At 63.4% G+C, this 9,078-nt stretch carries 12 protein-coding genes; 5 read left to right on the top strand and 7 right to left on the bottom strand.

All coding sequences use genetic code 11. From position 1 onward, the window contains the following. Positions 1-120: 120 nt before the first annotated feature. Both AX672_RS18550 and AX672_RS18555 read left to right on the top strand, forming a co-directional pair. Positions 121-573: a DUF6932 family protein gene (locus tag AX672_RS18550; protein ID WP_168727400.1), complete on the top strand. Its 453-nt coding sequence runs from the start codon at positions 121-123 to the stop codon at positions 571-573. Then, positions 570-1,583 carry a hypothetical protein gene (locus tag AX672_RS18555; RefSeq protein WP_168727401.1) on the top strand — a complete coding sequence of 338 codons (1,014 nt, stop codon included), beginning with the start codon at positions 570-572 and terminating at the stop codon, positions 1,581-1,583. The genes AX672_RS18550 and AX672_RS18555 overlap by 4 nt, the downstream gene beginning before the upstream one ends. A gap of 78 nt (positions 1,584-1,661) precedes the next feature. On the opposite strand, the gene AX672_RS08420 is transcribed toward AX672_RS18555, so the two are convergent. Next, positions 1,662-1,904 (bottom strand): type II toxin-antitoxin system ParD family antitoxin, encoded by a 243-nt coding sequence (locus AX672_RS08420; protein WP_066650706.1) that lies wholly within the window; start codon positions 1,902-1,904, stop codon positions 1,662-1,664. 49 nt (positions 1,905-1,953) lie between these two features. Next, on the bottom strand, positions 1,954-2,466 hold the full coding sequence (locus AX672_RS08425) for a hypothetical protein (protein ID WP_066650707.1): 513 nt from the start codon (positions 2,464-2,466) through the stop codon (positions 1,954-1,956). 158 nt (positions 2,467-2,624) lie between these two features. Between AX672_RS08425 and AX672_RS08430 the strand changes: the two genes are divergently transcribed. Next, entirely contained in the window at positions 2,625-3,695 is a 1,071-nt protein-coding gene (locus AX672_RS08430) for a hypothetical protein (protein WP_066650708.1), read from the top strand. On the opposite strand, the gene ung is transcribed toward AX672_RS08430, so the two are convergent. The 3 genes from ung to AX672_RS08445 all read right to left on the bottom strand — a co-directional run bounded on the left by ung (position 3,692) and on the right by AX672_RS08445 (position 5,747). Then, a complete protein-coding gene (gene ung / locus AX672_RS08435) occupies positions 3,692-4,402 on the bottom strand; it encodes a uracil-DNA glycosylase (RefSeq protein ID WP_269454040.1) in 711 nt (236 codons plus the stop codon). The genes AX672_RS08430 and ung overlap by 4 nt on opposite strands. A gap of 92 nt (positions 4,403-4,494) precedes the next feature. Next, positions 4,495-5,028, bottom strand: coding sequence for a tetratricopeptide repeat protein (locus AX672_RS08440; protein WP_202189282.1), 534 nt, complete (start codon positions 5,026-5,028; stop codon positions 4,495-4,497). Positions 5,029-5,129: 101 nt separating this feature from the next. Next, on the bottom strand, positions 5,130-5,747 hold the full coding sequence (locus tag AX672_RS08445) for a DUF6969 family protein (protein ID WP_066650710.1): 618 nt from the start codon (positions 5,745-5,747) through the stop codon (positions 5,130-5,132). A 90-nt stretch (positions 5,748-5,837) separates the two neighbouring features. Between AX672_RS08445 and AX672_RS08450 the strand changes: the two genes are divergently transcribed. Beyond that, a complete protein-coding gene (locus tag AX672_RS08450; protein ID WP_231731232.1) occupies positions 5,838-6,428 on the top strand; it encodes a DUF6445 family protein in 591 nt (196 codons plus the stop codon). A 27-nt stretch (positions 6,429-6,455) separates the two neighbouring features. Then, positions 6,456-8,045 (top strand): cisplatin damage response ATP-dependent DNA ligase, encoded by a 1,590-nt coding sequence (locus tag AX672_RS08455; RefSeq protein ID WP_066650712.1) that lies wholly within the window; start codon positions 6,456-6,458, stop codon positions 8,043-8,045. Here the strand turns inward: AX672_RS08455 and AX672_RS08460 are convergent. Then, positions 8,026-8,571 carry a GNAT family N-acetyltransferase gene (locus tag AX672_RS08460; RefSeq protein WP_066650713.1) on the bottom strand — a complete coding sequence of 182 codons (546 nt, stop codon included), beginning with the start codon at positions 8,569-8,571 and terminating at the stop codon, positions 8,026-8,028. The two genes, AX672_RS08455 and AX672_RS08460, sit on opposite strands and share 20 nt — an antisense overlap. Positions 8,572-8,663: 92 nt before the next feature. Continuing rightward, a partial coding sequence (locus AX672_RS19190) for a cold-shock protein (RefSeq protein ID WP_269454041.1) occupies positions 8,664-9,078 on the bottom strand: 415 nt, incomplete at its 5' end.

Raw genomic sequence — 9,078 nt, forward strand, 5'->3', positions numbered from 1 at the left:
CTTAAACCACTCCCGCCAACCCTTCTGACCGAACCCGATGAATAAGCCGGGCTAGGGGAGTTATTGATTAGGGCTAGAAAATGCTACAAGAAGGCCCACGGGGGGCTTTAAAGCACAACTATGGCAATTCCGGATTGGAACGAATTTGGCCTGCTCCCCGAGGGAATTCATGATTCCGATTTTGGAGAAATTGCTGAGCGTTTGGCTTTCAATGACCATCGTGCATCACTAGTTCGCGGACTGGAACGGGCGCTCGATTGGTTAAGCACGATGCCCCCGATCAAAGGCCTTATCGTGGATGGGAGTTTCGTAACGGACAAGGAACTGCCAAGCGATATTGATGCGGTGGCAATGATTGGAAATCTTACGGAGCGAAATCAACGTGAATGGGTCAGAGCTTGGCAGCCAAGGCACCAAGAATTAAAGGAGCAACACCGCGTTGATCTATATCCGACGGTAGAAAATAGAGGAAATAATTTTGCTGCTTATTTTCAGTACCTGCGGCCCGAAGAAGCGCTTGACCGCGGGGCCCCGCTTGGTGTTCTAAAGGGGCTGTTAAGGATCACGATATGACTTCGTGGAAACAGCAACTCGAAAAGCAAGCAAGGCTTCTAGTCCGCGAGATCGCGGCGCTACAATCCCATCTTGATCCAGAAGTTCCGTTTTGCGGTATTGACGACTTATACAAGACGCTGGAGCGTATTTACACAATCGATTTTCCTTTAGCTGACCTACGGGATCGCTCGGACATCGTTTTTCGCCTGCAAGGCGAAGCGTTCGAAGATAGGCCGAGAATGCAGTTAATCACATCTATATTTGAAACAGTTACTTCGCAAATCACTGATCTTACAAAGGTCATTTTGGGAGATTGGGCTGAGGGCCGTGTCTCACCTTCATCACTTGATCTCTCACTTAGCGGAATGGCTCGAGGGAGCCTTCTTTTTGGTATGTCAGCTGAAATTGACAAAAAAGGCAATTTCCCGCTGCTAAAAGACCGCGACACAATGTTCGTATCTACTCGGCAAGCATTGAGTCGCATCGATTTGGTGGCTCACTTAGTAGAAAACGATCAAGAGGAGGTCAAGTTAGAAGAGGTTTCGGAGCAGATTTCTGATCCACGGGTCCGGGATGCCGCACTTCTTGCTGTACAGCGACTTGCTCCAAGTGGCCGTCGAGGAATAGATACGTTATCTATTAGCGGTGAAATTGAAAAACCCGCTCGACTAACTATTGAACACAGGAAGGCAATTCGAGAGTCTCTTATAAAGCCGGTAATCCATGGTGAAGAGTTACAGTTGTCTGGATATGTTCGTGAGATTGACCTTGATGCGCATCGATTTGACCTTAGAGGCATTGATGATGAGCAAATTCGGGATGTCCGGTGCGCCTACCGCGATTTGCCGGGCGTTCGAGCGCGTGATCTTCTTGGCTCATATGTACGTGTGAGAAGTCTCGTTGAGAGGACAGCCGATGGCATACCCCGCCTATTGTCGGTGCTAAAATTGGAGATTCTGCAACATGCTCCCGAAGATGCCTATCTGGTCGGAGATGACAGTCCTCCATTGCCTTTGCTCAAAGGATAGAGTGCAACAATTCAGCATGGCTGTAGTGAAGAGTACCGTCGAGATCGGCGTCGGCGTCACGACTGATCGTGACGGGCGTCAAACCAAGCCGTCCCGCTTCCTGCGATCGGCGATAATGTCTTCGATGGTCCGCTCGCTCACGCCCGACGCCAGCCCCTCGTCGATCGCTGCCTGCAAGGCCTTCAGCTTCTCCGCATATTCCTGATCGCGGCGCACCAGATCGCGAACGTAATCGCTGGTGCTGCTGTAGCGCCCTTCGGCCACGCGCGCCTCCGCCCAGCTTTTCAGCGCTTCGGGGATCGAGATGTTCATTTGTGCCATGTCGATGGTTATACGATTCTGCGCTAAATTTGGCAATGATGGCCCACCGCTACCGCCACATCTTCACCGCCAATATCGCCGCCCACACCACCAACGTCACCCCACCCCCCACCAAAGTCGTCACCACCGCCTGCCGCAGCAACCGGCCCTGCGCGTCGATCGAATGGACGAAGGCCGCGAACAACCGGCGTTGCAGCTTGGCCGGGGCGTCGTCGCCGTCGCTCTCCAGCCCGTCGGTGTCGAATTCCTCGCCCAGCAGCAGCGCGCGCAGGCACAGCGCGCTTGAGGCGATCAGCGGCGCCAGGCCGATCAGGCTCGCGATCGTCAGCCCCGGCTGGGTGGCGGCATCAAGGCTGAGCGGCGCGCCGGGACTCGCCGAAATCGGGTGCGTGCCGATCGTCACCATCAGCGCATTGAACGCGAGCATCCCGCCGATCCGCACCGACAGGTCGAGATCGCGATTCTCCAGAAATTCCAGATCGGCAATGAAGCCCGGCGGCGGATCGTCGCCACGCATGGCCTGAAACGCGCGCAGGCGCGTGCGGTAGGACGAAGAGCGCATGCCGGGGTTGATATCGCGCCAAGGCGGCAACCGCAAAGCGCCGATCGGTCCGGCGGTGCTGGGCCGTGCCTCAAGCCGAGGCCGCGGCCGACCATGGGGCAGTGCTTGTCGGTCGGGCAACCGATCGGTAGGATGGGCCATCATCCGGGGGCCCGCGCATGACGCTTGTCGAACGGCTCAAGGCGTTCCTGTTCCGCAAGCGGCGCTGGCAGTGGATTGCGGTCGGCATCGCGCTGGTCGCGCTCGGCCAATATCTCGAAGCGCAGAAGATCGAGCCGAGCAGCGTTGCCCAGCAAGGCGCGGCGCTGACGCGGCGGCTGCACGATCGTCTGGCCGCGGTGCAGCCGGGGGCGATTGCCGATCTTTACACGCGCGCCGGGCGCGATCGCCACGGCATCGAATGGTGCGGGTCGACCGCCGCGCGCGAAACGCTGACGCCGGGTCCCGCACCGCATCTTGAGCGCCCCTATGGCGCCCTGCCGGCCGATCTTGAAATTCTGCGCAAGCGGGCAGCGCGCGCCCGCGCCGCCGCCGGCAGCGAGGTGGCAGACCCGATCGGCAATGTAATGGCGCCGCTCGAACGCGATGTCGGCTTGCCCGTCCCGCGCCCCACCACCGATTCCACGCCGCTGCTGCGCGAAGGGCTGGGTGCTCGCCCCTTCACGCCGCGGCCTTCCGATATGGAGCGGCTGCGCGCGACGATCGAGCGTGAGCGGCTGGCCACACGCACCACGCCCGGCGACATTGCCGCGGCGACCAAGGCCGAACCGCATGCGTGGAACTGCGATCGCGGCTGGCTCGCGACGCTCGACACGGCCGCGCTCAATCTGCGCGTCACGCCCGAAATCGCCTGGGCGGTGTGGCAAGCGGGCGGCTGGTCGACGATGATGCTGCTCGCGCTCACCCTGGCGGGCATGACCACGCTGATCCTGGCGGTGTGGCGCGAAAAGGACATCGGCTGCGCGGCGGTGCCGATCACTCTGTTCGTGCTCGCGCTGGGTCCCGCGATTGCTGGCGGCCTATTCTGGCTGATGCTTCAGCTGCTGCTGGGGCTGACGGTGGTGCTCGGCCATGTGCTGGCGGGCTTGGCGCTGGTGCTGGCGTGGATCGCCGGGCTGTCGAAGGTCGTGATGATCGGCATCGAAACGCTGACCAAGAGCGATGAAGCCAAGGAGAATTACGACGCGCTGAAGGCGAGCCTGGGCGCGGAAAAACCCCCCGCCGATTAGTCCGCGGGCGGCAATCGCCAATCGATCGGCGGCAGCCCGCGCGCTTCGAGAAAGGCATTGGCCCTGGAAAAATGGCGGCAGCCGAGGAAACCATTGTGCGCCGACAACGGGCTGGGATGGGCGGCCTTCAGCACCAGATGATGCCCGCCGCGATCGGCGCTATGGACGAAGCCCGCCTTCTTCTGCGCATAGCTGCCCCACAGCATGAACACGACCGGCTCGGGCCTCGCGGCAATCTGCGCGATCACGGCATCGGTAAAGCGCTCCCACCCGCGGTCGCGGTGCGAGGCGGCGCGGCCGCTTTCGACCGTCAGCACGCTGTTGAGCAACAGCACGCCCTGCCGCGCCCAGCTTTCGAGGCAGCCATGGCCCGGCGGACCGATGCCGAGGTCATCGCGCAATTCCTTGTAGATATTGCCGAGGCTCGGCGGCGGTCGAACTCCCGGCGGCACCGAAAAGCACAGGCCATGCGCTTGCCCCGGCCCGTGATAGGGATCCTGCCCGAGAATGACGACGCGAACCCGGTCGAGCGGCGTCAGGTCGAGCGCGCGGAACCACGCGCTGGCGGCTGGAAAAATCGCTTTACCGGCCGCCCGCTCAGCAACCAGAAAGGCGCGGAGATCGGCCATGTAAGGACTGGCGAACTCACCGCTGAGCGCCATGCGCCAAGCCGGGTCCAGCCGTACGCCTTGATCGGTCGCCGTCACGCCGCCTCCTCCACCCGGCCATCATGGCGAGCCGCAAGCGACGGCGTCAATGGCGCAGCGGCATCTTCACCGAGCCGCTGCGCCACCGGTCGTCAGGCAGGCATTGCCGCCTGGACTTGCGCGACCGCAGCCGTCAGCTCGGCGCCGCTGTCGCAGTCAGCACCGCAAGCGCTTGCTTTCGCCTTCAGCTGGGCGAGCATGGTTTGCGCCTCGGCAGTGCTGCCCATTTTGGCGTAGCTGATCGCCAGATCGCGCTGGGCAACGATCAGGTCGGGCGCCAGCTTGACGGCCTTTTCGAGCATCTTCACCGCACCCTTGTGGTTGCCCAGGCCCGCCCGCGACGCTCCGAGCAGATAAAGCAGCTCGGGCGCTTTCGGGGCATAGGGCAAGAGGCGGCTAAACGCCGAGTTTGCGCGGCGGAAATCGCCCTTGTTGAAGGCGGCGAGGCCAAGCTGATATTCGGCCTGAGGGTTGAACTGCTCGCCGCCGATATCGGTAATCGGCGCGCCACCCGGCGCGGGTGTGCGGACCGATGGGCTGCAATTGGCGCGGGCAGTCGCTGGCAGCAGCGCGAGGCCGAGCCCGCCGCCAACCGACAGCAGCGTGGCAAGATTGATCGAACGCATCGAGGATTTTCCTTTCAGATAGAGAGACATTGGCCTCAACAGCGCTTCGTTCGGCAAGACTGCGCGGTTACCGGCAATGGTGCGCCCGCGTCCCATAATGGTCAGGCATCGAGCAATGCCTGCAAATCGAGCGGTGCCGATGACAGGACTTCGACGGCGCGATCCTCGCCGCGGGGATCAAGCGCTGCGAGCGTGGCGTCGCGCGAGGTCAGCAATGCGTCAATCACCGGTCGCGCGAGCGCCACGGCGGCGGTCAGCCAATCGTTGACAAGCGGGTCGCCAGGCGCGCCGCGCAGATCGAACCGGTCCAGCGCTGCGATGATCGCGGCGGCATCGAACAGCCATTCGTCGGTGACCCAGCGATTGGTCGTGAAAGCGCGTACCGGCAGGCCGCTCGGCGCGACCGACAGCGCCACCAGATGGACCCCATCATGTGCGGGCTCGACGGCGGCGAGCCGGGGAGTATCGGGATCGGGCATTGCCCGGCGCGGCAGGAACAAGTGGAAATGGCCATGCTCGTCGGTGCCTCGCTCTTCGGGCGGATGGCTGTGGTAGAAATAGCGTGACCCGCTCGGCGCGACCGCATCACCTTCGGGATAATGGTCCCACAGATGCTGAGGGACGCCAGAGGGCAGAAGGCGCCGCATCAGCGGCACGCCCTCGCGGGCCATCGCCAGGGTCGCATCGATCAGCAGGTTGGCGGCATCGGAACGGTCCATCGCCAATGATACGCAGCACGGGCGCCTGCGGTGACAAGCTTTCGCTCAACCGCAAAAACTGGCAGCACGCGCGCTGTGCTGCCTTCGCTGATGATCATCGACGACTTTCTGGCCGATCCGCACGGCGTGCGGCGCGCGGCGCTCGGGCTCGGCTATGACCCGGCGACCAAGGCGGGTAATTATCCGGGCCTGCTGTCGGATCGGCCGCTCGCGATCAAGGGATTCGACGAAGCGGTGTCGGCGCGGATCGGCGTCCCGGTCGCGCCGATGGCAGGCACCAGCCACGGCCATTGCCGGCTGACGCTGGCGGGCGACAAGGGCGCAAGCGGCGTCCATATCGATCCCTGCTTCTATTCGGGCATCCTTTATCTCAGCCTGCCCGAACATGCGCGCGGCGGAACCGACTTCTTTCGCCACAAGCCGACCGGGCTGGAGCGCGTGCCCGCCGATGATCTGGCGCTCGCCAGGTCGGGCTTTGCCGACGTCAACGATCTCGTCGAACGCGTCGTCAACGCCGATACGCTGAAGCCCGCGCGCTGGGAAAAGGTGATGACCGCGCCGATGCGGTTCAATCGGCTGGTGCTGTTCAGCCCATGGCTGTTCCACAATGCCGCGCCCGGCTTCGGCAAATCGCCCGCCGACGGGCGGCTGGTGATGCTGTTGTTTTTCCAGCGCGGCTGAAACGATGGCGCGGGCGTTGATCGGCTGATGCGTGCTTTTTCCAACCTGCTCGATGCGCTCATCTACACGCGTTCGCGCAATGCCAAGCTGAAGCTGATCGCCGATTATCTGATCGCGACGCCAGACCCGGACCGTGGTTGGGCGATGGCGGCCCTGACCGGGACGCTCGACATTCGCGCGATCAAGCCGGCGGTAATCCGCGCGCTCATCGAATCGCGTGTCGATCCGGTGCTGTTCCGGATGAGCCGCGATTATGTCGGCGACACTGCCGAGACGGTTGCGTTGCTATGGCCGGCGCCGTCGCTGCCTAATGATCCCGCACCATTGTCACTCGATACAGTGGTGACGACCCTGCTCGGCCTTTCGCGGTCGGATGCGCCGGCGGCACTTGCCGCGATGCTTGATCGGCTGACGGCGGAGGAACGGTTCGCCTTGCTCAAGATGGCAACCGGCGCCTTGCGGATCGGCGTGTCGGCGCGGCTTGCCAAAACCGGCTTTGCGCAAGCGTTTGGCATCGATGTCGAAGCCGTCGAGGAGTTATGGCACGGCCTTGCTCCACCCTATGCCGCACTCTTCGCCTGGGCCGAAGGACGCGCCGAGGCCCCGGTCACCGCCGACCTGCCGCTGTTCCGCGCGTTCATGCTGGCGCAGCCGCTAGAGGATTTGCGTGTCGACCTGAGTGATTATGCTGCCGAATGGAAATGGGATGGCATTCGCGTCCAGCTCGTGCGGGCGGGTGGCGCGACCCGGCTCTATTCGCGCGCGGGCGACGACATCACCGCGAGCTTTCCCGAAGTCGCGGGTGCTTTCGCCGTGGACGGCGTGCTCGACGGCGAGCTGATGGTAAGGGGCGATGCGCAGGGCAAGGACCTTGGCCACGAAGGTGCGGCGAGCTTCAACGCGCTTCAGCAGCGGCTGGGGCGCAAGATCGTATCGGCAAAGATGCTTGCCGACGCCCCCGCTTTCGTGCGGCTCTACGACATCCTGTTCGACGCGGGCGAAGATCTCCGCACCCAGCCGTGGCACGAGCGGCGCCGCCGGCTCGAAGCCTTTGCGCGCCGTCTGCCGCCCGATCAGTTCGATGTCAGCGCATTGATCGAGGCACCTGACTTCACGGCGCTGGAGGCAATGCGGGCCGGCGCGCGCGATGCTGCGATCGAAGGCGTGATGCTCAAGCGGCGCGATTCACCCTATGTCACCGGTCGCCGCGCCGGGCTGTGGTACAAATGGAAGCGTGATCCCTTCACGGCCGATTGCGTGCTGATGTACGCGCAGCGCGGCAGTGGTCGGCGGTCGTCCTATTATTCGGACTATACGTTCGGCTGTTGGACCCCCGACGGTGACCTGTTGCCGGTGGGCAAGGCCTATTCGGGGATCACCGACGAGGAGCTCAAATTCCTCGACAAGTTCGTGCGCGACCACACGACTGCCCGTTTTGGCCCCGTGCGCGAAGTCGAGCGCAAACTCGTGCTCGAAATCGCGTTTGATTCGATCCATCTGTCGAAGCGCCACAAATCGGGCGTCGCCATGCGCTTTCCCCGCATCGCGCGCATTCGCACCGATAAGCCCGCCGCCGAGGCCGACACGCTCGATGCGGTCAGGCGGCTGGTGACCTGAGCGGCTTTTCGAGGACGACGAAGGACAGGTCATCGACGCGCGGGCGGCCGAAGCGTTCGTCGCCATAAGGGAAAGGGCGGGTCTCGCCGGTCAGGATATAGCCGCGCCGCTGGTAATAGGCGATCAGCGCGGCCCGCTGGCGGATGACCGTCATTTCGATGTGGGTCGCGCCGAACCGCGTTTGCGCCTCGGCCTCGGCAGCATCGATCAAAGCCTTGCCGAGCGCGCGACCCTGCCACTCGGGTGCGACCGACAACAGCCCGAGATAGGCTCGGCCCGCGCCGACTCGCGTCAGCTCGACGCAGCCGCGGATCGCCGCGGCATCACGCGCCAGCAGGATCAGTTGGTCAGGACTGGCAATGGCCTCGGCCAGCGCTGCCTGATCGGTGCGCTGGCCGCCGAGCAGATCGGCTTCATGCGTCCACCCACCCCGTGCCGAGTCGCCGCGATACGCCGATTCGACCAGCGCATGCAGCGCGGGCACATCCCGGGCGGTCGCGATCGAAAAGGCGATGGCTTGAGTCATGGCTGCAGCGGGCCGGAGAACGCGTCAGGGCTTAACGCCGTGACGGGCCCGGGCAGCATGCTGACCGGACCCGCCCAAACCCGGATGCCAGCCTATTGGATGCCCGAGAGATTGACGGCGGCATATTTGCCGCGCCGATCGACTTCGAGTTCGAACTGAAGGCGATCGCCTTCGTTCAGTGTCGGCATTCCGGCGCGTTCGACGGCGCTGATGTGCACGAAGGCATCGGGCTGGCCGTCATCGCGCTGAATGAAGCCGAAGCCCTTCATTGCGTTAAAGAACTTGACCGTGCCGGTCGCCTTTTCCCCGGTCAGCTGGCGCTGCGGCCCGCCGCCACCGGCGGGGCCTTCGCGCGGCGCACGCTCCTGCACCGCGATCGGCTCGCCTTCGATCTTCAGGTCGGTCGCCGAAATGCGACCGCCACGATCGACCAGCGTGAAACCAAGCGGCTGGCCTTCGGCAAGACCGGTCAGCCCGGCCTGCTCGACCGCGCTGATGTGCACGAAC

This window comes from Sphingomonas sp. CCH10-B3 (genome assembly GCF_001556185.1).
Classification (GTDB): domain Bacteria; phylum Pseudomonadota; class Alphaproteobacteria; order Sphingomonadales; family Sphingomonadaceae; genus Sphingomonas; species Sphingomonas aquatica.